The 21128-nt window shown below is 69.6% G+C and carries 23 protein-coding genes; 12 read left to right on the top strand and 11 right to left on the bottom strand.

What is annotated here, in order from left to right; translation table 11 throughout:
• Positions 1-31: 31 nt before the first annotated feature.
• The 4 genes from ACFO60_RS20170 to ACFO60_RS20155 all read right to left on the bottom strand — a co-directional run bounded on the left by ACFO60_RS20170 (position 32) and on the right by ACFO60_RS20155 (position 2828).
• Positions 32-1261, bottom strand: coding sequence for a GNAT family N-acetyltransferase (locus ACFO60_RS20170; RefSeq protein WP_380842153.1), 1230 nt, complete (start codon positions 1259-1261; stop codon positions 32-34).
• A gap of 13 nt (positions 1262-1274) precedes the next feature.
• Positions 1275-1610, bottom strand: a complete 336-nt coding sequence (locus ACFO60_RS20165) for an ArsR/SmtB family transcription factor (protein ID WP_380842151.1) — start codon at positions 1608-1610, stop codon at positions 1275-1277.
• A gap of 77 nt (positions 1611-1687) precedes the next feature.
• Complete coding sequence (locus ACFO60_RS20160; protein WP_380842342.1) at positions 1688-2089, bottom strand: arsenate reductase ArsC; 402 nt, start codon at positions 2087-2089, stop codon at positions 1688-1690.
• A gap of 40 nt (positions 2090-2129) precedes the next feature.
• Entirely contained in the window at positions 2130-2828 is a 699-nt protein-coding gene (locus ACFO60_RS20155) for an arsenate reductase/protein-tyrosine-phosphatase family protein (protein ID WP_380842149.1), read from the bottom strand.
• Positions 2829-2896: 68 nt separating this feature from the next.
• Between ACFO60_RS20155 and ACFO60_RS20150 the strand changes: the two genes are divergently transcribed.
• The 3 genes from ACFO60_RS20150 to arsB all read left to right on the top strand — a co-directional run bounded on the left by ACFO60_RS20150 (position 2897) and on the right by arsB (position 4848).
• Entirely contained in the window at positions 2897-3265 is a 369-nt protein-coding gene (locus ACFO60_RS20150; protein WP_380842147.1) for an arsenate-mycothiol transferase ArsC, read from the top strand.
• Between the two features lie 183 nt (positions 3266-3448).
• Positions 3449-3763, top strand: a complete 315-nt coding sequence (locus ACFO60_RS20145) for an ArsR/SmtB family transcription factor (protein WP_380842145.1) — start codon at positions 3449-3451, stop codon at positions 3761-3763.
• Positions 3760-4848, top strand: coding sequence for an ACR3 family arsenite efflux transporter (arsB, locus tag ACFO60_RS20140; protein WP_380842143.1), 1089 nt, complete (start codon positions 3760-3762; stop codon positions 4846-4848). The genes ACFO60_RS20145 and arsB overlap by 4 nt, the downstream gene beginning before the upstream one ends.
• 603 nt (positions 4849-5451) lie before the next feature.
• Here arsB and ACFO60_RS20135 read toward each other — a convergent pair.
• Both ACFO60_RS20135 and ACFO60_RS20130 read right to left on the bottom strand, forming a co-directional pair.
• Positions 5452-5622: a hypothetical protein gene (locus ACFO60_RS20135; RefSeq protein ID WP_380842140.1), complete on the bottom strand. Its 171-nt coding sequence runs from the start codon at positions 5620-5622 to the stop codon at positions 5452-5454.
• Positions 5623-5662: 40 nt separating this feature from the next.
• On the bottom strand, positions 5663-5890 hold the full coding sequence (locus tag ACFO60_RS20130; protein WP_380842138.1) for a Tn3 family transposase: 228 nt from the start codon (positions 5888-5890) through the stop codon (positions 5663-5665).
• 595 nt (positions 5891-6485) lie between these two features.
• Here ACFO60_RS20130 and ACFO60_RS20125 point away from each other — a divergent pair.
• Both ACFO60_RS20125 and ACFO60_RS20120 read left to right on the top strand, forming a co-directional pair.
• A complete protein-coding gene (locus ACFO60_RS20125) occupies positions 6486-7160 on the top strand; it encodes a DUF2637 domain-containing protein (RefSeq protein ID WP_380842135.1) in 675 nt (224 codons plus the stop codon).
• A gap of 306 nt (positions 7161-7466) precedes the next feature.
• Positions 7467-7670 carry a hypothetical protein gene (locus ACFO60_RS20120; protein WP_380842132.1) on the top strand — a complete coding sequence of 68 codons (204 nt, stop codon included), beginning with the start codon at positions 7467-7469 and terminating at the stop codon, positions 7668-7670.
• Between the two features lie 238 nt (positions 7671-7908).
• Here ACFO60_RS20120 and ACFO60_RS20115 read toward each other — a convergent pair whose 3' ends face one another.
• Positions 7909-8073, bottom strand: a complete 165-nt coding sequence (locus tag ACFO60_RS20115) for a hypothetical protein (RefSeq protein ID WP_380842130.1) — start codon at positions 8071-8073, stop codon at positions 7909-7911.
• A 179-nt stretch (positions 8074-8252) separates the two neighbouring features.
• Here ACFO60_RS20115 and ACFO60_RS20110 point away from each other — a divergent pair, with 179 nt between their 5' ends.
• Complete coding sequence (locus ACFO60_RS20110) at positions 8253-8768, top strand: IS5 family transposase (protein ID WP_380842339.1); 516 nt, start codon at positions 8253-8255, stop codon at positions 8766-8768.
• Positions 8769-8859: 91 nt separating this feature from the next.
• Here the strand turns inward: ACFO60_RS20110 and ACFO60_RS20105 are convergent, their stop codons facing one another.
• Entirely contained in the window at positions 8860-11442 is a 2583-nt protein-coding gene (locus tag ACFO60_RS20105) for a PASTA domain-containing protein (RefSeq protein ID WP_380842127.1), read from the bottom strand.
• Between the two features lie 107 nt (positions 11443-11549).
• Between ACFO60_RS20105 and ACFO60_RS20100 the strand changes: the two genes are divergently transcribed.
• The 5 genes from ACFO60_RS20100 (at position 11550) to ACFO60_RS20080 (ending at position 18656) form a co-directional block, all read left to right on the top strand.
• A complete protein-coding gene (locus tag ACFO60_RS20100) occupies positions 11550-12218 on the top strand; it encodes an FHA domain-containing protein (protein WP_380842125.1) in 669 nt (222 codons plus the stop codon).
• 182 nt (positions 12219-12400) lie between these two features.
• Positions 12401-14491, top strand: coding sequence for a serine/threonine-protein kinase (locus ACFO60_RS20095; RefSeq protein ID WP_380842123.1), 2091 nt, complete (start codon positions 12401-12403; stop codon positions 14489-14491).
• Entirely contained in the window at positions 14492-15460 is a 969-nt protein-coding gene (locus tag ACFO60_RS20090) for an AAA family ATPase (protein WP_380842121.1), read from the top strand.
• Positions 15457-16611 carry a DUF58 domain-containing protein gene (locus ACFO60_RS20085; RefSeq protein WP_380842119.1) on the top strand — a complete coding sequence of 385 codons (1155 nt, stop codon included), beginning with the start codon at positions 15457-15459 and terminating at the stop codon, positions 16609-16611. The genes ACFO60_RS20090 and ACFO60_RS20085 overlap by 4 nt, the downstream gene beginning before the upstream one ends.
• Complete coding sequence (locus tag ACFO60_RS20080) at positions 16608-18656, top strand: DUF4129 domain-containing transglutaminase family protein (RefSeq protein WP_380842117.1); 2049 nt, start codon at positions 16608-16610, stop codon at positions 18654-18656. The genes ACFO60_RS20085 and ACFO60_RS20080 overlap by 4 nt, the downstream gene beginning before the upstream one ends.
• Before the next feature lie 47 nt (positions 18657-18703).
• On the opposite strand, the gene ACFO60_RS20075 is transcribed toward ACFO60_RS20080, so the two are convergent.
• The 3 genes from ACFO60_RS20075 to ACFO60_RS20065 are packed head-to-tail and all read right to left on the bottom strand — an operon-like array spanning position 18704 to position 20590.
• The gene (locus ACFO60_RS20075; protein ID WP_380842115.1) at positions 18704-19417 is read right to left on the bottom strand and encodes a hypothetical protein; all 714 of its coding nucleotides are present in this window, start codon (positions 19415-19417) and stop codon (positions 18704-18706) included.
• Positions 19411-20253, bottom strand: coding sequence for a hypothetical protein (locus ACFO60_RS20070; protein WP_380842113.1), 843 nt, complete (start codon positions 20251-20253; stop codon positions 19411-19413). Before ACFO60_RS20070 ends, ACFO60_RS20075 begins: the two co-directional genes overlap by 7 nt.
• A 1-nt stretch (position 20254) precedes the next feature.
• Positions 20255-20590, bottom strand: a complete 336-nt coding sequence (locus ACFO60_RS20065; RefSeq protein WP_380842111.1) for a hypothetical protein — start codon at positions 20588-20590, stop codon at positions 20255-20257.
• Positions 20591-20767: 177 nt separating this feature from the next.
• Here ACFO60_RS20065 and ACFO60_RS20060 point away from each other — a divergent pair, with 177 nt between their 5' ends.
• Entirely contained in the window at positions 20768-21118 is a 351-nt protein-coding gene (locus ACFO60_RS20060) for a WXG100 family type VII secretion target (protein WP_380842109.1), read from the top strand.
• Positions 21119-21128: the final 10 nt, after the last annotated feature.

Here is a 21128-nt window from a genome sequence, read left to right as displayed (position 1 = left end):
TCGCTGACGAGCCGTTCGACCTTGCGTGAAATCAGCTGCCCACGACGGCGCTGCGGCGTTCCATGAACAACACGTCGCGCCAGACACCGTGATGGCATCCGACCCGCTCGCGGGTGCCCAGGACGCGGAAGCCCAGCGCCTGGTGCAACCTCAGGCTGGCGGCGTTCTCGGGGAAGATGCCGGTCTGGACGGTCCAGATCCCGGCATCCTCGCTGGCGGCGATCAAGGCCGTGAGGAGGGCTCGGCCGATGCCATGCGCCTGGCAGCCGGGATGGACGTAGACGCTGTGCTCAACGACGCCCGCGTAGACCGGCCTGGCGGAGACGGGTGACGCGGCTATCCAGCCGACGACCAAGTTGCTCTCGGTGTCGACGGCGACGTAGCGCAGGTGCGGCAGCCTGACCGCGGTGAAGCCCTCCCAGCTCGGCGCGACGGTCTCGAAGCTGGCCTGACCGGTGTCGAGACCGGCCTGGTAGATGGCCAGCACCTGGTCGGCGTCGGCCTCGCGCATCGGCCTGATCTCCAGGCCGGACCCGACGTGCGGCTTGCGCGCCCGGACGATGGCCGAGTGCACGCCGTCGCCGTGATCAGCGGTGAGACGGATCGAGATGCCGACGAAACCGGCCTCGCGGAGCAGGTCTCTGTACTCGTCGACCGCCAAGGACCCGGCCACGCAACCCACCCGCCGCTCGGCGGCGGCCCGTCGCACCTCATCAATAGGCCCGTCGGTGACCACGTCGCTCACACCCAACCGTCCGCCAGGACGCAGGACCCGGAAGGCCTCGGCCAGGGCGGCGGGCTTGTCGTCGGACAGATTGATCACACAGTTGGAGATGACCGCGTCCACCGCCTGGTCGAGCAGCGGGACGGCCTCGATCGTGCCGTGCAAGAACTCCACGTTGGTCGCGCCCGCCTGTGCGGCGTTGGCTCGGGCGAGTTCCAGCATGTCGGCACTGGCGTCCAAGCCGTAAGCCTTGCCGAATGGGCCGACCCTGCGGGCGGATAGCAGCACGTCGATACCGCCGCCCGAGCCAAGGTCAAGGACGGTCTCCCCAGCGCGCAGCTCGGCGATGGCCACAGGGTCGCCGCATCCCAGGCTGGCCCGCAGTGCTCCCTCCGGAAGGCCCTCGGTGTTGTCGTATCCGGCCGTTCCGAAGCAGCCCTTATCGAACTCGTCGGCCTCGCAGTCGACGATGACCTTGCCGACGAGAGCAGCACGGGCCAGGCCCGAGTAGCGCTTCACAACCTCGCTGTCTGCCATCGCGATCTCCTGTTCAGTCGCAGGCGGGTGAGGTCAGGACGGGGTTGCCCATCACCACGTCGGCGGCGGTGGGGAAGCAGCTCACGCAGGCCTGGTTGATCCGGTAGAGGTTGGACGTCCCCTGTCGCTCGACCAGTACGAACCCCACTTCGGCGAGGATCTTCAGGTGGTGCGACACGGTCGACTGGCCGACGCCGGAGACGTTCACGATCTCGCCCACGGTCATCGGCTCGCGGCGGCGTGCCAGCAGCGACACGATCTGGATGCGAGTGGCGTCGGCCAGCGCCTTGAACCAGGTCGCGTACTCCTCCGCCTCAGCCCGATCGAGAGGCTTCGCATGTGTATTCATCGGTAATCGACGATAGTCGATCAACTGTCCCTGGGCCAGCCCAGTGGTGTCGTGACGTCCGCCGAAGACAGGTGGCGCTAGGCGTCGAGTTCGCTGATCAGCTTCTCGATACGGCTGCGGATCTCGTCGCGGATAGGCCGGACGTCGTCGATGCCCTTGCCCGCTGGGTCGTTCAGGGCCCAGTCTTCGTATCGCTTGCCCGGAAAGATCGGGCAGGCATCTCCGCATCCCATCGTCACGACCACGTCGGACGCTTCGACGGCGTCAGAGGTGAGAATCTTCGGCGCCTGGTCGGTGATGTCGATGCCGACCTCCCGCATGGCCTCCACGGCCGTCGGGTTGATGCTCTCCGCCGGAGCCGATCCGGCTGAACGCACCTCGATGCGATCGCCGGCGAGGTGACGCAGGAATCCGGCCGCCATCTGGGACCGCCCGGCGTTGTGGACACAGACGAACAGGACGCTGGGATTGCTGGTGATCAATTGGAATCCTCTCCGCGGCCGCGGCCGTGCGGTGGAGCTATTGAGCAGGGATTGCTCGGACGGGATGAACGAACGGGGCCAGCCGGTCGATGCGGCCGGAGATGTCGCGGAACGCGCGGTCGAACGCCTCGTCGGTGTCCATCCGCACCGGGTCGGGAACAGACCAGTGCAGGTGACGGCCGGCTTCGCGTCCTAGCCGCTCGTGCGCGTCGTCGCAGACGGCGACCACCAGGTCGTCAGGCTGCACGACGTCGCTCAACAGGGTGGTACGAACGGGATCGATGGCGAGTCCGTGGCTGCGTGCCAGCGCCACGGCCCGCGGATGTACCTCGGTGGCGGGCTGAGTGCCCGCCGATGCGACGGGCACCGGGCTGGTGCTCGCCCACAGCGCCGCTGCCAGCTGTGATCGAGCCGAATTACGGGTGCATACGAACACCACCCGCGGCGCCTCCAGCGGAAACGCCGGAACCAGACTGGTCAGCGTGCTCGGTATCAATCGCAGATACGTACGCCGCCGATCACCCTCCGATCTGCATCGCTCCACCACGCGGGCCTCTGACAAGACCTTCAGATGGTGGGCGAGCAGGTTGGTGGGCATCTCCAGCGACCGGCTGAGCTCTCCGGGTGAGACGTCCCCCAGTAGCAGCCGATCGACGATCGACAATCGCGCAGGATCACCCAAGGCGGCATGCACCTGAGCCCGGGTCCTCACCGATGAAGTCCAGTCGTCGTTCATTGACTCAAAATATATTGACTGAATCCTGCGTCGTCAAACCTGTGGAGTGGCGCGAGAGTCATTTGCGCGTGCTCGCGCAACGATTCGCCGCGGACCGGCTCGCCGCTCTGGCCCAGGTGAAGGGCCTGTCTCCGAAGCCCGTCGTCGAGGCGCTCGTCGTCTGTACCCAGAACGCCGGCCGCTCCCAGACGGCCGCGGCCCTCATGAATCACCGTGCGCAGGGCCGCGTGCACGTGCGTACCGCCGGATCGCAGCCGGGATCGGCCATCGACCCGGCCGTAGTGAAAGCGCTGCTGGTGATCCGGGACGAGATCGACACCCACATGCGCGAGCTGCTGGACGAGCTCAGTCCGCGATCGGCGGTGACCGGCCGAGCCGCCAGAACCTCCACGGTGAGGTCCCCGCACTCGATGGCCAGGTGGGTGTCGGGGGCGTGACGCCGTATATGTGCGGGCTACGCGCACGGCCTGCTATTCATCCTGGTTGGCGCGATGGTTCACGCGGTATGCGACCGGCATCCCCTGCCGAGCTGGACTGTGGGTCGGCTGGAGTGTGAGCTTTCGGACGACTCGTGGGATGTGCGATTGCATCAGTGTCCTCTGATCTGACAGCATCACTGTATGCTGATGTCAGTAGGTTCTGATGTGATCAAGGCCTTGGCCGATCCGCTCAGGCTTCAGATCGTGACCCTGCTTGCTCGCGAGACGCTGTGCACTACGCACCTGGTCGAAGAGACCGGCGCCCGCCAGACGAACCTGTCCAACCACTTGCGGATATTGCGCGACGCCGGCGTCGTGGAGACCGAGCCATGCGGCCGCTTCACCTACTACCGGCTCAGACCCGAGGTCATCGCCACCCTCGCCGGCCAGTTCGGCGAACTGGCCGAGACCGCCCACGCCACCGCCACCGCCGACATCAAAAGGGCCTGCCCGTGACCACCGAAGATCTGACCACCCAGTCGACCGAGAAGCCTGCCGGCGTCGTCGGCAAGCTCTCGACGCTCGATCGCTTCCTGGCGGTGTGGATCATCGTCGCCATGGCGCTGGGCCTCGGACTCGGACGCCTGATCCCGGGCCTGAACGACGTGCTGTCCAAGGTCGAGATCGGAGGCATCTCCCTGCCCATCGCGGCCGGCCTGCTGATCATGATGTACCCGGTGCTGGCCAAGGTCCGCTACGACAAGCTCGACGCCGTGACCGGTGACAAGAAGCTGATGATCTCCTCGCTGGTCGTCAACTGGCTGGTCGGTCCCGCTGTCATGTTCGCGCTGGCATGGATCTTCCTGTCCGACCTGCCCGAATACCGTACCGGTCTGATCATCGTGGGACTGGCGCGCTGCATCGCCATGGTGATCATCTGGAACGACCTGGCCTGCGGCGACCGGGAAGCGGCCGCCGTCCTCGTGGCTCTCAACTCGCTCTTCCAGGTGCTCGCGTTCGGCGTGCTCGGCTGGTTCTACCTCGACCTGCTACCTGGGTGGCTGGGTCTCGGGGACGGTCAGCACCTCGACATCTCCGCGATCAAGATCGCGTTGAATGTCGTCATCTTCTTGGGAATCCCCCTGCTGGCAGGCTTCCTCACCCGTCGTCTCGGCGAAAGGCGGCTCGGACGCGAGCGCTATGAGGCCGCGGTGCTGCCGAAGATCGGCCCATGGGCGCTGTACGGGCTGCTGTTCACGATCGTGATCCTCTTCGCCCTGCAGGGCAAGGCGATCACCTCCCAGCCCGGCGACGTCGCCCGCATCGCCCTGCCGCTCCTGGCCTACTTCGCGATCACGTGGTTCGGAACCTTCGCGCTCGGCAAGGCCCTCGGCATGACCTACGACCGCACCGCCACCCTCGCCTTCACCGCGGCGGGCAACAACTTCGAGCTGGCCATCGCCGTCGCCATCGCCACCTTCGGCGTCACCTCCGGCCAGGCCCTCTCAGGTGTCGTCGGCCCCCTCATCGAGGTCCCCGTCCTGGTCGCCCTCGTCTACGTTTCCCTCGCCTGGCGCAAAAGGTTCCCCTCGAACGTCTGAGCCGGCGAGCGATGTCGCCGAAGGCGCGGTGTCCAGCGCATGGCTTGAACACCTAGATCCAGCTCACCCAGGTGCGGTCGCCGGCGCATCCGTTCGGTGGGGCCACCACGGTATGGACGGCTGGTCCGACCGGGTTGTCCGTGGCGTAGTCGACCTTGTAGCGCAGCGAGGCGTCCGGCTCGTGGTAATCCAGAGTTCGGTGTCGGCGAGGCCCGGGTCGGCCTGGCGCTCAAGCCCGGCCGATACCCCAGCGCTCTGCAGGCGGGTTACCGGGTCCAGGTGGTCCATGCCTCCGTGCAAGGCGGCCCCGGAGGGCGATATCGGGTGCTGGCGCCGAGCGCCCGCATCGACAGCGTGGAGACCTCCGCTACCGGCGTGCCGTCCGGCATGGTCACCGTGATCGTCGACAGTACGGTCGCGCCGGCTGTCGCCGCCTACGCCTCCGCCGGCGAGATCGTCCTGACGGAACTCCCCGCGGCACGCCGACCTTGGCGTGCTGGTCCACTGCGGCCGTATGCCGGTGAGGCCGCGATCCGTGGACAACTGCTGTCCGGAGAGGGTGCACTGCCCCAAGCTGGGCCGGATCGGCCGACGGTGTCTGTGCTAAGCGTCTTCAGGCGGGCGCCGGTGTTCGAGTTTTGGAAGGGCTTGTCGACCTCCGGGGAGGACCGGACCCCGCTCACGGAGTCGTGTGACGGCGGGGTCGATGTAGAGGCTGTTCCACCAGATGACCGCGTTCATGGCCAGGCCGAGCGCGCCGAGCCGGTCTTCCATGCCTTCGCGGTAGCGCTGGCGCAACTGCCCCGGTTGCCGATCATCCGCCGGTAGCCGTAATCGGAGTGGACTGCAGCAGGTGCAGCGTCTTGAAGATGCGTCCGTGATGGGCGAACGCCTCGCCCAGCCCGGTGGTGCGCCCATCGGACGACAGCATCCGGATCAGGTCGTAAGCGCGCACGCTGCCGGTGGTCAGCGCCCCGGCCACACGAACCATGTCCGCCCAGTGGGCGCGGATGCGGTCCAGACGGACCGTGTGGCGGGACATCTACTCCAGCGGCCCGCAGACCGCGCGGGTGTTGGCTCGTGCATGAAAGGTCGGGAGGAGCCGTAAAGGGACTATCGCCAGCCGGTCGGCACAAGACCACTGCGGAACTCATCCTTCGCGACGACGCCTGGTACGTCACCAAGCTCGTGCTGCGGAGGGCCGGGACATGCTGACGCCCCTCACGCCCCCGGTCGCGGCGTTCTGCGCCGCCTTCGCGAGCGTTCCGCATGCAGGAGGCGATCACTTGGATGAGCTGTGATCGTGATGAGGGTGTGGACTATGGGCGGGTGGCCTACGCCCGACGACCCAACGGTGACCCAGTGTTCGAGGAGCCGGAGAAGGAGATCACGGAGATGATTCCACGAACGACCGCGATTACCGGTGTCCCGGAAGAGGCGGACCCCGCCGACCGAACGACCTCTACATACAGATGGGCCTGCGCCTCGTCTGCGAACCCTCGGAGAGGATCGTCGTAGTCGAGGCCAGGCCCAGCATGTACCGAAGTGCGTGTCCGAGGGGCGACACCCTCGATACGTACATGCCCTTCACTGCCTCGACCCGACTCATTCTCCCTGGTCTGGAGGGGTGAGTAGTTGTGGGAGCTCCCCGAGCGGATCAGTGGATCCGGCACACGACGACCGCCAGCGTCGTCCTGCTCGCTGCGATCGCGGCGGTGGTTTCCTACGCGCACATGCACGAGTTGGTGCTGCGCCACGGCGAAAGCCTATGGAGCGCGGCGCTGATTCCTCTGTCTGTCGACGGCATGATCGTCGCCGCTTCCATGTCACTGCTTCTCGCCAGCAGACGCGGCTCCCGCGGCAGCGTGCTGCCCTGGGCTCTGCTGGTGACTGCCAGCCTCGCCAGCCTAGGCGCCAATGTCGCGGTCGCTGAGCCCACCGTTGTCGGCCGAATCGTGGCTGCGTGGCCGAGCTTCGCTCTCATCGGCGCGTACGAGCTGTTCATGGCGCAGATAAGGCAAGGCTGCAGCAGAACGGGCGTGTTGAAGGGCGAGGCGCCGACGAGGGAGGAAGTCGGCGATAACGACCCCTCGAAGGAGGACGAGTGCCTCACAGGTCAGCCGAATGACCTACACACCAATTCTCGGACGGAGGCGGGTCGACTTCAGCGGGCCGCCTGGCAATGGGCTCAGGCCAACAAAACTCCTGACGGTGTCCTGCCATCGGGCAAAGCAATCGCTGACCAGTTCTTCCGATCGCCACGCTGGGGCCGCTTGGTCAAGAGCGGTGGTTTGTCTGGTGAATATCGGTGAAGTCGGGGCCTGCCGAAGGGGTGGTGGGCGGTCGTCCCGGGCCTCTAGGTGCCGCTGCGGCGGTGACGCTGTACCGGCCTCCCGTGCGCATCGGACGGCCCTGCCCGGGGTGGTACAGCGCGGCCGCCGAGGGCCGGTGATGGCCAGCCCTCGACGGTGCCCGGCCCACTGCGTGCCACCCGCACGGCTGGCGTGCAGAAGTGGCCTGCCACTCGGCGGCGGCGCTGGCGTCTACCCCGCGACGTAACCGCGGGCGGCCTGGCATCGTACGCAGACCACCCCCATGTCGCGAGAGATGGATGGTTCATGGACTGGAGAACTGCGGCCTGCCCGATCGGGTGGCACACCGACCGCATCGCCTACGTCCGTACGGTCGTGACCGTGCGGTGGTGGGTGCGGCACCACGGGCCCGGGGGTGTCGAGCTGTGGGAGCACTACGCGCCCGCCGTTCACGTCCTGCTGTGCGAGCGCCATCAGGTGGACGTCTTCGTGGGGGCCGACGCCGGCTGACTCGGCCGAGGGCCCGGGGCGTGACCGATCCCGCGCCGCGCCCGACGTCACCGGTGGGTCGCGGCGGCCGGTTAAGGATCAGCGGGGGTTGCATGGGATGTCGGGGTCGCATGGGTCCCCCCGAGATCGGGGGTCGCCTCCAGTTCGACGGGCAGCCTGGGCGGCGCCATCGGCCGGTTGAGTACCGCCCGGAAGGTGCACCTGCCGGGCACGGTCGAGAGGCGCCGCACGTCCGAGGTCACGAAGGGGGTGGCCCCTTTCGGCTGAGCAGCTCGGTGATGTTCTCGGCCAGTTCGCCATAGATCATGTCTGGGTTGATTCCCGAACGGTCTATGACGTTCTTGGCCTGCATGCGTTTGGCCGCTTCGAACGCTGACGGGTTGTCCATCTCGGTCTTGATCATGATTTTGAGTAGTGGCGCGTATGGCCCAGGTATGGCGAACAGGCACACGCGTAGCGCAGCAATCGACCTGTCGGCCTAGAGGATCGGCCAGGTGGAGCTCACCGTGAGCATCGACTCCACCATCGCCCGGGCTCACCAGCACGCGGCCGACGCTCGAAAAAGGGGACGACGGCGGGACGATCGATACGAGGCAATCGCAAAACCGGCAGGCGCTGGGACGGTCCCGCGGCGGGCTGACCACCAAGCTCCACCTGATCGTCGAATCCCGCGGGTTGCCGATGACGTTGCACCTGACTGGCGGCAATGTCGTCGACTGCACCGCCTTCGAGGCGGTGATGGCCAAGTTCCGGCTGCGCCGTCCCGCTGGAGGCCGTCCGAGCACCCGGCCGGAGCGGGTGCTCGGGGACAAGGGCTACTCCACCAGGAAGATCCGTCTGCACCTGCGCCGACGCGGGATCAAGGCGACCATCCCCGAGCGCCGCGACCAGATCGCCAACCGCCGGCGCAAGGGCAGCGACGGAGGCCGCCCTCCCGCCTTCGACCCGCTCACCGACGAACAACGCAACCTGGTCGAGCGCTGCATCGGCAAGCTCAAGCAGTGGCGGGCCATCGCCACCCCCGCGGCGGCAAGGGCGGCGGGGGCGGGCCACCTGTGCTGGGCACAAGTACCTCCGAAATTTCGTGATGTGGGATGAGCAACCCGCTGGGGAAGTGCGAAGTCCTCTCAGCCCGCCAACGCAGAACCAGACATCAAGCGCATCATGAATTCCTGCGATCCCACAACGGTCACCAGACGCAGCCGAGCTCCTCGCTGTCGTCCGCCGCCGGCCGGGTCTCCGAAGCGACGTGCTGGTAGTAACGCGGCGAACCGCCATTCCACGTGCGCCAGAACTTCCGCTGTCCGGGTGCGGTACCACAGGTCATGAGGACGGCATGGGCTTCGCCCCGGAAATCGGCGTCGACCGTGGGCGAGCCTGGCGCCAGCAGGGAGTAGAACTCGTTGCGGTCGAGACCCCGGCACTTTCCCCCGCCGGCGCTGCACGTGTAGTGGTAGACAAGCCTCCCACCGGGGATCGCCGTGCCGGGCGGGTAGGCGGTGCCAAGCGCAGAGGGGGCCGGTGTCCAGGGCGAGAATTTGATGGTCACGGCAGTGCCGAGCTTCGACGGGCCGGCGGGCGGGTCCTGGGCGACGACCGCGTTCGGCGTCGGGTTGAGGACGTGAACCGGGTTGCAGCCGAACCCCTTCGCCTGGAGATCGGCGCAGGCGGCGTCTGGAGCCGTGTTGACGTAGTTGCCCAGGGCGCAGTTCTCGCTGTAGTGGGTCAGGGTGACCCGGCCGCCCACGGCGACGGGGGTACCGCCGGGCGGATTCTGGTCGTACACCTCGTTGACGGGACGGCCGGTGCCGCCGGCGCACTTGCCCGCCGCAGGCACGCAATCGAGCCCTTCACTCTTGATGGTGGCGCAGGCGTCCGTGACGAGGGTGCCAACGACGTTGCCCGGGGTGCTCTCGCCCCGGTAGTACCGAAGCTGGACCAGGTCGCCGATCTTGGCGACGGCGTCGGCGGCCGGCACCTGGGTGCTGACCAGACCGGGCTGCTTCCCTGCGGGCGGCGGTCCGTCCACGGTGCCCTGGCACCTCATCTGGTACTGCTGCTTGAGTCGCTCACACGCCTCGGCGAACGGCTGGTCGGTGACGTTCGGGAGCGCGATCGTCTCGGGGTAGCTGAGGGTGATGGTGTCGCCACGGGCGACCTCGGTGTCGGCGAGCGGATTCTGTTCGGACACGACGCCGAGTTCCTCGGGCGCCAGGGCGGGGCCGACGGCGACGCCCTTCTCGCACTTCAGCTTCACGGCGGCCAGCTCGCGGCAGGCCTGCTTGTACGGCACCCCCCGCACGGCAGGGGTCAGCAGCGGGCCCACATATCGGACTTCTACCCGGCTGCCCTTCGCGACCGGCCGACCGGCCGCCGGACGGGTGTCGAGCACGTCGCCCGCCTCCAGTCCGGCCGTCTCCTCGGAGGCCGGTACGGGCCGGCAGCGCAGGCCCGCCTGGTTGATCGTCGCGCACGCCTCCTGGTACGGCGTACCGCGTTCGATCGCGGGCACGGTGACCTTCGTCGCGGCGATCGGGGGCGTCGTGGTGTCCGCTGGGGGCTGGGAGGGCTCGACGTCGGCCTTCGGGGACCGTGTCGGCACGGTCGACGGCTCCGCCTTCGGCTGCTCGGGCACTCTGTTCTGCCCTTCGGTATCGGTGAGTTCCGGCCCAGCGCCCTTGTCGGCGTAGCGGTGGCGGCCACCGGCGTCCACCACGAGGGTCCTGCGGTCGTACTGGTTGTTGGCCCAGACCCGGCCGCTGGTGACCTTGAGCTCGAAGACGCCCGGCTGACCGGGGACGTCGAGCGGCTTGCCGACGGCCTTGCCCTGGCGGAGGTCGACTTTCCACAGCCTGGGCCCGGAGTGGTCGGGGACGTAGGCGAAGTCGCCGAGCATCACCGGCGCCGCGAGTTCGGCGCGGGGGCCCGCGTCCAGCTCGACGTCGAAGGCGTGTCCGGTCCGGGGGTCGAGCACCGCCAGGCGGCGGCTCTTCGGATCGACGGCGAGGACGTGCCGGCCCGCACCGCGCCAGGCTCCGAGGAAGACCGATCGGCCGGACACCCCGAGCTTGCCGGCGGCCCTGGGCTCGTCGCCGTCGATCACGTACGCGGTGCCGTCTTCGGTGACCGCGATCGGCTGGGAGTCGGCGACCGTGACGCCGACCGGCGGGGCGCCGAGGCGGATCCGGCGGACCTCGCGGCCGCCGGCGACCTCGATGATGTCGCCCGTGTCGGTGACCACCCAGATCGAGTCGGCGGCGGGCACGGCCTCCTTGATGCCCTCTTCGACGGTCAGCGGCGCGCCTTTGGACGCACCCGGCACGGCGATCTTGTCGATCGTGTCCTTCTCCGAGTCGACGAGGTATCCGTCCGACTCGGTGGACACCACATCGATCTTCCCAGCCGAGGCGGGCCGGTTGTCGGCGGACGCGTCGGCGGTCAGGGTCGCGGCGTCCAGGTAGATCACCTTGCCGGTGTCCTCGTTGACGACCGCCAAGCGACCTCCCGGCAGGCTCACCGGCTGGAGCCTCTCCTCGCCGGTGGCCAGTTGCATGGCGACCTCGGCATCCGATCTGCCCGTCTCGCCGTTGAGGCGGGCGGCCGTGTGTCCCTTGCCCATGAACGCCGAGCCGTCGTTCAGAAGGGGCCGTGCCGCCGTGTACCCGATCCCGGCTGCGGCGGCGAGGACGCCGCCGAGTATGACGACGGCGAGCAGCGCGGCGCCGACCCTCTTGGCGGGGCGCCCAGGGCCACGCAACCACTTCAGCTTCACCGAAGCTCCTTCGTCCCAGTTTGCCCGTGTGTGTCGGGCCAGGCTACAAAAGATGAGGCCATCCGTTGAATGGGGAGGAGTCCCCAATACGAGCGAGGAGCCGCGTCGTGGGTGACGGCGAGCTGCTAATTGTCGCAAATGGGGCGAAATACGAAGTTGGACCAGAAGAATTATTTACTTTTGGGCGTGGAGAAAGCTGCACGGTCCGCTTGTCACCGGAAGACACGACGATTTCGCGGGTGGCCGGCGTGGTGGAGCGCCACGGATCCGTCTGGTTCCTCCGCAACCCCAGCGAGACGCGCCCCCTGGCGATGGTCGACCGCTTCGGCCTGCGCAGCGTACTGCCCCCGCTGAGCCGGGCGGCGGTCGAGGGCCGCGTCCGGGTGATCGTCGAAGGCGCGCACACCCACGAGCTGGTATTGCACGCCCCAGAGCCGGCGCAACAGCCGTCTGCGGCGGGCACCGGGACGGCCACGACGGCCGGCGAAGGGGTGCTGATCAACGACCAGGACCGGCTGGCGCTCGTCGCGCTCTTCGCGGGCTATCTCCGGGAGGGCGACCGCTACGACCCGAACCCGAAGTCCTACGCCGCGGCGGCCGCACGACTCGGCTGGCCCCGCACCACTTTGGTCAAGCGAATCGAGTATTTGCGTACCCGATTGGATAAATCGGGCGTTCCGGGCATGCAGGGATGGAACGCCTTGGGTGCCCTCGCCGAGTACGCCCTGACAACGGGCTTGATCACGAAAAACGATCTAGATCTCATTAACTCCTGATTCGGAGTTGGGAAGACATTCCCATGCCACTCGGACGGCCCGCGCTCTAACCTCCTATATCTATGGACCCCAGCCGCCTCGATGTGATGCCGCGTGTGCAGCATCCCCTTTCTCATCATTCGGCGGACATCGATCACAACGAGGTGCCCACCCCGGCTATGTCACCGCCCACCATCCCGGACGTGCGCCCGCTAGAGCCACTGTCCGGTGCTCCCCTGGCCACCGCCCCGGCCGTCCACGCCCTCACCGGGGAACCGATCCGGATCCTGGTGGTGGTCGAGGATCTCGATCCCGTCCTGTCCCGCCGGATCCGCGGAGAGTGCGGCGCGCTCGAGGCGGCCCTCGCCGACCTCGATCCCACCGTGGTGCTGCCCGTCGTGGATCACGGCGTCGACGCCGGGGGACGACCCTATCTTCTGTTGTCCCGGCCCGGTTCCGAGCTCACCGGCCCGCTCCCGCCCTCACAGGTGCCCGCCGCCGCGGAGGCGCTCGCGGCCGGTCTGACGGCGCTGGTCGAGCGGGGTATGGTCGGGCCGCCGCGCGGGCTGCACTCCGTGCGGCCCGGCGTGATCGCGCTCGGCACTCCTCTGCCGCCGGCGCTGGCGGAGCTGGAGTCCACGGCCGGCGGAGGGACCGGCCTGGAGCCACCGGAGGTGCTCCGTGGCGACGAGTGGACTCCGGCCGGGCAGGTCTACGCCTGCGCGTGGTCGTTGTGGACCCTCCTCGACGGGCGGCCGCCCCACGGACGGGGGTCGGCCACGCTGGCCCGGATGACCGCGGCACCGCCGGCCCGGATGCGGGCCGACGTACCGGAGCCGATCGTCGACCTGCTGCGCACGGCGCTCGCCGCAGAGCCGGCTGAACGGCCCGCCACACCGAAGGAGTTCGCCCGTGCGCTGCGCGCGGCCGGCGCCCCCGGGAAGCGGCAGCTCGGCAGCCGGTACCTGCTGGAGACCAGGATCGGCTCAGGTAACACTGGCGAGGTGTGGGCCGGCCGCCGGACCGACGACCAAGCCAAGGTCGCGGTGAAGGTGCTCCGGGAGCACCTCATCGAGGACGAACTCGCGACGGCCCGCTTCGTCCGTGAGTACAAACTCCTGCAGCGCCTCCACCACCCGCACCTGCTGAAGGTGCACGACCTGGTCGTGGAGGACGGGGTCATCGCCATCGTGATGGACTTCGTCGAAGGGGAGGACCTGCACCGGACGGCCCGGCGGGGTCCCCTGTCCCATGCCGTCGCGGTCGAACTCGTCGCCCAGACGGCCGAAGGGCTGGCCGCCGTGCACGCCGCCGGGCTGATGCACCGGGACGTCAAACCGGCCAACGTGCTGGTGACACGGCGCGACGGCCGCCAGGTCGCCCTGCTGTCCGACTTCGGCATCGCGCGGTCAGTGGAGGGCGCATCCCACACCCAGCCGATCGGCTCGCCAGCGTACCTGGCTCCCGAGATCGTGGCCGGTCGGCCGCCGACTCCGATGGCCGACGTGTACGCGCTGGGCGTGACCGCCTACGAACTGCTGGCCGGGCGGCTCCCTTTCCAGGCCGCGAGCATCGACGCGCTGGTTCGGGCGCATCTCGACGGCACCCCCTCCCGGCCGGACGGCCTGGACGACCGCGTGTGGGAGCTCCTGGCCGCGTGCCTGAGCAAGACCCCGGACACGCGGCCGACCGCCGCCGAGCTCGCCGCCCGGTGGGCCGCGATCGCGAGATCCGGCCCGGCCGGCGAGACCACCCCACCACCGGTCGAGTCGGCCCGTCAGTCGGCGCCTTCCGTGGGGTCGATGACGCTCACCTCGGCAAGGCCGCTGTCCGTGCGCCCCCCGGAACCACCGCCGCGCCGGTCTCTGCGGCCGCTCTTGATCATGGCGGTGACGGTGCTGCTCGGTCTCGCCATCGGGGCCGGAGGAGCCGTATGGCAGAACGGGCAGCGGAGCGATCCCCCTGCTCCCTCGCCTTCTCCGTCCGCGCGGCAGTATCCCGTGCCTGCGTCGATCGCCGTGGGCGCGAAGGGCACCGGGACGATCACCTGGACCGGCCGGGCGGCCAAGCTGCCCGGCTTCCGGGGATTCCTCGTGGTGGGTGTCAGCGGCGACCGCGCCCGTGCGGTCTCGCCCACCCTGCTTCCCGGCGACGAGACCTCATACAAGATCAAGGGCCTTCGGCCGGGCCGCGAGTCCTGCTACCTCGTCATCGCGGTGGGCGTCACCGCCGCTCCGCCCGAGATCCCCCCACCCGCCACCTGTGTGACCCAGCAACGTGAGGACATCAGATAAATGACCGCCTACCCTTCCGCCGACCCGCGCGGGGTCGCCGACGCGGTGACTGCCAACGTCGAGCAGTTGCTGCTCGGCAAGACGGAGGCGATCCGGCTGGCTCTCTCCTGCCTGCTCGCCGGAGGCCACCTGCTGATCGAGGATCTCCCCGGTACCGGCAAGACCTCGCTGGCGAAAGCGCTGGCGGCGAGCATCGGCGGCACGTCGCAGCGCATCCAGTTCACGCCCGACCTGTTGCCGACCGACATCACCGGCGTCTCCGTATGGGATCCGGACCGCCGGGCCTTTGAGTTCCGGCCGGGCCCAGTGTTCGCGAACGTGGTCGTCGCGGACGAGATCAACCGGGCCTCCCCCAAGACGCAGTCCGCGCTGCTGGAAGTGATGGAGGAGGACCAGGTTACGGTCGACGGCCAGACCCACCGGGCGCCGACGCCCTTTCTCGTCGTCGCCACCCAGAACCCGATCGACCTAGAGGGCACCTATCGGCTGCCCGAAGCCCAGCTCGACCGGTTCCTGATGCGGATCTCGCTGGGTCACCCCGATCCGGCGGCGGAAGAGGAGATCCTCACCGGACGCGCCCGCGCGGCCGTGCCCGTCCTGCGGCCCGTCACCTCTCCTGAGCAGATCGACTGGGTGCGCCGCGCCGTGGCGACGGTCCACACCGCCCAGGAGATCGCCCGCTACATCGCGTCGATCGCTGATGCCACCCGCCGGCACGAGGCGCTCCGGCTCGGCATGAGCACCCGCGGCAGCCTGGCGCTGTTGCGGGCGGCCCAGGCGCACGCGGTGTGCGCGGGTCGGCACTACGTCGTGCCCGATGATGTGAAAGCGACCGCTTCGGCCGTCCTGACTCATCGGATGGTGGTGTCCGCGCAGGCCGAGGTCCGCGGAGTGAGCGCAGCGGACGTGCTGGCGGAGGTGCTCGACACGGTACGGGTGCCGACTCCCGTCGCCGCGGAGCGAACGTGAAGCGGCTGACGGTCACCGGCACCGGCGTGAGCGTCGCGATCGGCGCGGTCGTGTCGTACGCGGTCGGCGTCGCGCTCGGATATCGGCTGCTCGTCGTCCTGGCCGTCGCCGGAGTGGCGATGCTGGCCGCAGCCGCGGTGGCGGTCGCGATCCGGCCCTCGGTCGTGCTGACCCGGGCGGTTCGGCCCGACCGGGTGACGGTCGGGGAGCCCGCCGAAGGCCGGCTCGACGTGCGCAACAAGTCGCGGTGGCCGGCGCCCGCTTTCACCGCCGTCGACCTAGTCAGCAGCAAAGAGGTCCCGCTCAAGGTCCGCGCGCTCGCCGGCAGAGGACGACGGGCCGTGCACTTCCCGGTGTGGGCCGACCGGCGCGGGCGGCTGCGGCTCGGGCCGCTGACGGTGGAGCGGCGCGATCCGGCTGGCCTGTTCGCGTGGCGGCAGCGCCAGACCGGCGACGGGGTGTTGTGGGTGCACCCGCGGGTCCATCCGATCCCCCCGCTGCCCGTCGGGATCGTCCTCGACTACGAGGGCCGGACCACCGACAACGCACGGCTGGGCACCGTGACGTTCTCCTCTCTTCGGGAGTACGTGCCCGGCGACGACCCCCGCCGCATCCACTGGCGGTCCACCGCCCGTACCGGCGTGCTGACCGTACGGGAACACGTGGACACCACCGAACCCAGCACGACCGTGGTACTCGACGCCCACCCTTCGGCCCTGGACGCCGACGCGTTCGAGGAGGCCGTCGAGTTCGCGGCGTCGGTAGTGCGCGCGGTCGAACGCATCGGCCGCCCTGTAACGCTCCACATCATGGGCGAGCGGCCTGCGGACGTGGTCGCCACCGGCGCCACCGGCTCCCTCGACCGCCTGGCCCTCGCGCAGCCCACGAACGAGGCCGATCTCGTCGGCGGATTGGACCGGCTCTCGTCCGGGGGGGCGCTGGTCGTGGTCACGGGGAAGCTGGAGCCGGCCGCGATGGCCCGGCTCTCCGAGCAGCGCCGCCGATTCTCGCCGGTCGTGCTGGCGATGATTGATCCGGCGAGCGGAAACACGGGGGTCCGCCGCCGTCCTGGAATTGGCATGCTGATCGCCCGTTCGGCGGTCGAGGCGACCGCCGCCTGGCACCGCATGATCAATGGAGACGTCGGATGAGGGCCATGCGGGTCATCGTCGCGGAGGCACTCGGAGTGCTCACCGGATTCGCGTTCTGGCCGGTGTTCGGCGGCGTGTCGAACGCTTTCGTGATCGCGATGGCCGCCGTGATGGCGGCGGCGGCACTCACCTGCGCGGCAGCCCTGACGCTCCCGCGGGTGCCACCGGTCGCGTCAACCCTGACGGGCGCCGCCCTGGTGGTGGTCGCAGCCATGGTCGCCACCGGCAGCGGCAGCGGGCTGGTCGACGGCCCGTGGCGGCTGCTCACCGGCGCGGTGCCCGCGGAGCCGTCCGGCCCGGCGCTAGCCGCGGTCGCGGTCGCGGCGGGCTGGGGGACACTGGCCGGCGGGTTGCTCGCGACGCACGCCGCCCGGCCGCTGTTGCCAGCCGCGCCACCGCTGGCGTGTCTGCTGCTCGCGCTGGCGCTCGGCGCCTCGGGCCCGCCGCTGCCCGGGTGGTACGCACTTCCTGTGGTGGCTCTGCTGGTCGCCCTGCTCTTCGCCGCCCAGCCCGACGCGCCCTCGCCCTCGGCGCTCGCCGGAGGTGTGCTCACGGCTGTCGTCGCGGTCGCCGCCGGCGCGCTGCTCGGGCCCGTCGCGCCGGTGCTCGGCCGGTCGCCCGCGGACGTCCGCGACCTCGTGTCCGCCCCGGTCCTGCCGCGTACAGGGGTGAGCCCGCTCCAGCAGTATCCGGCATTGCGTGACGGCCCCCGGCTGCTGCGCGTCACCGGAACCGCGTCCCAGCCCGGCAGCCTGCTGCGGATGGCCACGCTGACCAGGTTCGACGGCTCCTACTGGACGGTCGAGGGCGACTTCCGTCGCGCCGGCGGAACGCTGCCGATGGGCCGGGAACCGGTCGGCCGCCGGGTCACGCTGACCCAGCGGGTGAACGTGGAGGCGGGCGAACTCGACTGGCTCCTCACCGCCGGACGCGCCACTGAGGTCTCGGTGCCCGGCCTCGGCGTCGACGAGATCACCGGCGACGTCGCCGTCCCCGACAACATCCCGCCACCCACCCGCTATTCGGCGTCCTCGGCCATCACCAAGGCGACCTTCGAGGAGATCCTCGCGGCCACGCCTACGCGGGCCTCGGTGCCCCTGACCCCGGCGGTGCCGCCGCAGATCGGCAGTTTCGTCCGCAAGGCGGTCTCCGGCTGGGCTCCGGGGCCGGACCAGATCCTCGCCCTCTACCGCGCGTTCACCAAGGGCGGCGGCTTCCGGTACGACCAGTCCGCCGAAGCGCCGGCCGGGCACGGCTACTTCCACCTCCTGCGACTTCTCCGCGACAGACGCGGCACCAGCGAGCAGTACGCCAGCGCGTACGCCGTCATGGTCAGGCACCTCGGCTACGAGGCCCGGGTGGTGATGGGGCTGCGACCCGACTACACCGGTGATGCCTTCGTCGCGGAAGGCCGGCACGTGTACGCCTGGGTCGAGGTCCACTTCGCCGGCCTTGGTTGGGTCGGTGTCGACCCGAGCCCGTGGCGCAAGACGATCGGCACCCGCCCGGACGCGCCGCAGACCATCAGCAAATCCACCCCGCTGGACGATCCGCTCCAGGACGCCGACGCGTCCCCGCCCTCTGCCGCCCCCAGCCCCGTCGAGGAGGACGACGTGGCGGCCGAACCCGTCGGCTCCGTCGCGCCTCTGCTGGCGCCGCTGGTGCTGGCGGTCGTCGCGCTGCTCGTCGCCGCGACACCTCTGGCGAAAGCGGTCCGCCGGGCCAGGAGGCGGCGCTCGCCCTCCCATCGGCTCTCCATCCTGGGCGCGTGGCGGGAGACGCTCGACCGCCTCCAGGAGGCCGGGATACCGGTGCGACCGGCGCAGACCACCGGCGAGATCGTGGCCGCCGCCGGTCTCGCGGGCACCCTACCGACCCTCGCTGAGACCGTCGACCGGGCCGTGTACGCACCGGAGGAACCCGATCCCGCGCTCAGCTCCGACGCCTGGACGGCGGCGGCCCGGATCCAAGGCGAGGTGCGGGCGACGATGCCACCCGCCCGACGGCTCGGCGCGGTCCTCGATCCACGGCCCCTCCTGAGATGACGAGACGGCCCGGCGGTCAGACCGCCGGGCCGTTGCCCGATTGAACGTCAGTGTCCGTGGACGGCCATCGCCTGCAGCGCCGCGTCCACTTCGGAGTCCGAAACCGGGGTGGCGATCAGCATGTCATCGGCGTCGTCCTCGTGGACCAGCCAGATCTGACCCGGGCCTCCGTCGAGGATCGCCAGGGAGCCGTCTACCCGGGCGCCGCCTTTCACGTCGGCGCGGGCCAGCCGGGTCACCCGTCGCCAGCCGCCTTCAGGGGCTTGGATGACATCGTCCAGGCCGGCTGCTTTTGAAGCACATCGCCGCCGTCGCCCGGACTCCCCGCGGCCTTCCGACCGGTCGACGAGGTCCGCCAGGACCACGGCCAGGTCGGTGCCAGCCGGGTCGAGGGCGAAGAGGTGGATGGGGTCGTCCACGAGATGCAGCACCACGCCCGCGTCGCTGGTCATGGCCTCCCACCGAATCACCGACCCGGAGACCGTCTGCTCCACGGACAGGTGGGCCCGATGATCTCCCACCGTGCCGATCAGCATGGCCAGTTCCTCGGACGGTTGCAGCACCCCGTCTCCGTCCGGGGCGAGCAGGCCACGGGCGACGAGCGACATGAGGAAGCCGTGGTCCAGCACCGAGTGGAGCTCGGGACCGACGGCGTCGTAGCAGCTCGCGCCGACTCCGGGGAACGACCCCGCGCCGAGGCCGTGGGCGATGGCGGTGAGCTCGTCGCCGGTCAGCGAGATGACGTCGGTTGTGTTCACCACGGCACCCGGATCCTGGGCGGCTTGGGGAGCAGATCCTTGACCAGCCTGCCGGCCTTGCCCGCCACATCGGCGACCTTGTCACCGACCCACTTGCCAGGAGCGGAACACGCGGCTCCGCCGACGATTCCACCGCCGATGCCGAGCCCCAACTTGACTCCCGGGTGGGGGATCGGAACCGCCGCGCCCGCCTTGGCACCGACCATCGCGCATGCGCCGACGGTGGCTGATTCGCCCAACGCCCCCGCGGTCGCCTTGCCCACACTCGCGCCATCCCGTAAGCGGTTGTTGAACGCGTGCACAGTGCGGCCGGCGTGACCCGCCACCTTGCCGATCTTGTCGGCTCGGTCGACCAAGGTCCTCAACTGAGGATGCAGCTTGGGGCCGGCGAGCAAGGTGCGCCAGGGTGGGCCGTTCTGGGCGTGGGGGTAGCCGTATCGATGACGAAGCAATTTGATCGCAGTGCTGTTGACGGCGGTCAGCCGCCCGAACAGCCAGGTGTAGGGGCCGAGCGGGCCATGTTCGCCCGGCGGTGCGAAATTCTCCTTCAGCGCCTTGCCGAAGGCGGGCACGATGCCAGGTCTGTCGGCCTTCTTGGCCGCGGTGCCGGTCTCACCGAATGACTCCGCCGCCGCCGTCAGCGCGTCCGCGGCACGTTCGAGCCGGCCGCGCAGCGACGGCAGCCCCGCGAGGACCTGCTGCGCTTCGGGCGGCAGATCCCCCGGCTGCATCGTGAGGTCGGCGGCCGCTTCACGTACCCGCCGGGCCTGCCCGCGCAGGGACTCGTCGGCGGCGAAGAGTTCGTCGAACACGAAGATCCGCAGGTTGAACGCCGACATGTCATCCGGTCCCTTCTAGCATGGCCGCCGCGAGCCGGCTTTTCGCGGCACGGAGATCGACTCGGGCGGCGTCGGCCTTGTGGTCGTATTTGCGGGCGATGGCCTGGAGTTCGCCCATCATCCTGTCCAGTGCCGCGCGGGCGGAGCGAACTGTCCCGGCCGCGCCGTCCGCCTTGGTCTTCGCCCGTTCGACCCGGACGGATCTGGAGCGCATTCCGCCGGTGTCGACGGACACCCCGGACAGCGCGGTGGTGATGCCCTGGATTCGTCTGGCCGCCGACCGGCACGCCTGGGCGTGGCCATCGGCCTCTGCTGCCGCGTCGCGCAGGGCCTCCACGCGCGCGGTGAGGATAGCTACGTTGCTCACCCCGTCAGCTTCGCCGCGGCCGGTTCTCCGGGATATCGGAAACCCTCCCCATCCAGCGCGGGGGGCATTGGGGAGGGCTTCCGATTCCGCCCACCCCGGTCTTGTTCCTAACGTCGGATCCAGTCAGACCGACGACAGGAGAAGCGCATGTACCAGCTCGACCCGGCACAGGCAGACGAGTTGGCCCGGAAGTTCGGCCACCAGGCGGACGTCGAGACCACCGCCCTGATCCGCGACATGAACGCCGGGGTCCACCGGATGCAGACGATGATCGGCACGCTCACGGCAGGCGTGAAGGGCATGGACTGGAAGGGCCGCCGGGCCACTTCGTTCGACAACCAGTGGGAGAGCGAGTTCCGGCCCGGCCTGCAGCGCATGCAGCAGTCGATGCAGGAGTTCACGCCGACGCTGGAGCGGATGAAGCTCGCGCTCAAGGACGCCGAGACGGCGATGCACGCCCACGCCCGCGACACCGAAGCGATCGACCAGGGCCGCTGAGCCTAGGGTG

Origin of the sequence: Sphaerisporangium dianthi (assembly GCF_042654065.1) — a bacterium.
GTDB classification, from domain to species: Bacteria; Actinomycetota; Actinomycetes; order Streptosporangiales; family Streptosporangiaceae; genus Sphaerisporangium; species Sphaerisporangium dianthi.
Note: the sequence above shows the minus strand (reverse complement) of the source record. Positions and strands in the feature narration are given on the sequence as shown.